This window comes from Streptomyces sp. NPDC059564 (assembly GCF_042735575.1).
GTDB lineage: Bacteria > Actinomycetota > Actinomycetes > Streptomycetales > Streptomycetaceae > Streptomyces.
Genome location: NZ_JBHWBP010000718.1, coordinates 1 through 1149 on the forward strand (window position 1 = coordinate 1; position 1149 = coordinate 1149).

The 1149-nt window shown below is 70.6% G+C and carries 1 protein-coding gene and 1 pseudogene; both read left to right on the forward strand.

Annotation, left to right across the window (positions count from 1 at the left end; genetic code table 11):
• Positions 1–156 precede the first annotated feature (156 nt).
• Complete coding sequence (locus ACFV0Q_RS41900; RefSeq protein ID WP_385013379.1) at positions 157–594, forward strand: hypothetical protein; 438 nt, start codon at positions 157–159, stop codon at positions 592–594.
• A 124-nt stretch (positions 595–718) separates the two neighbouring features.
• Positions 719–1149 (forward strand): annotated as a pseudogene (locus tag ACFV0Q_RS41905) (hypothetical protein); the annotation flags it as partial.

Genomic DNA, 1149 nt, shown 5'->3' on the forward strand with positions numbered 1-1149 from the left:
GCCTGCACATCCCCGCACAGCGCACCCGCTGACAGCCCGTCATGGGCGGCCGGGCCCGACGCCCGGCCGCCCCGCCCGCCCTGTGGAGCCGGGAGTGGCACCCGGCTCCACCGGTCGACCGAAGAGCCCGCAGGACGACCAACGAAAGCGCAGCTCTTGAACGAGTTCCCGACTTCCGGGAGCGACTTCGCACGCACGCTCGCCCGCCGCAGCATGATTCTCGTGCGGGCTGTCGGCCGAGCCGCCGGTGAAGGACTCCATCACCTGACCGTGGTTCAGGCGACACTCGACGGCGTCGCCGAGGCCCAGTGCATCATCACCGGCCCCGTCCCGAACGAGGACGACGCGAACGACCCGCTCGTGCACGTGGCCTACATGTTGGCCGGAACCGCGATGGGTGTGAGCGCCATGCTGGCCGCGCGCACGCTGGATCCGCAGGGCGAGGTGAGGTTCATGTCGTGGATGGTGCGCGACCTTGTCGCCTACCCCGCCACGGCCGAACAGAGCGTTATGGCGTACTGCATCAGCGAGGACCGCGACCTTACGGACCCGTTGCCCGGCGTGACGTTCGTGGACGCCCCCGTACTCGCGTGATCCCGCCCTGGGAGCGGCTGGGCGCCCAGGCGGCCGCCGCTCCCGGGCAGACCTGAACACGCACCGCCAGCGGCGGGGGAGTGGCACCCCCGCCGTGATCGGAGAGCCAACGAGAGGCCGACCCATGGAATCCACGAACCCCCTGACCACACAGCGCGCCGAGAAGCTTCTCCATGCACTGTTCGGTGTGGCCGGAGAGGGCCACCACGTAATGACCGCCAGCGCCGGAACCTTCGCAGCCATCGTGCCCTTCGACACCAGGGCCAACCGGACATACCTGGAAGAGGGCAGGCAACTCGCCGACGTCGTCGCGGAGACGGCGCTTGCGCTATCCGGCGGGGAGGTCTGCGGCGTCGTCCTGCGGACCCACGCGCACGGCAGCAGTCGAGTGTGGGGATGGAGGCTTGGCGCCGCCATTGCTGCCCCGCTCACGGCCGGGCAGCTCCGCCGCGCCTACTCCTACGACTGCGAGACCGGTGAGGCTCTCCCGCTGGAACGGGGCCTGCGGTACGAGGGCGCACCCTGCCTGCGCCTGAGCGCTCCCCCTACCAGCAC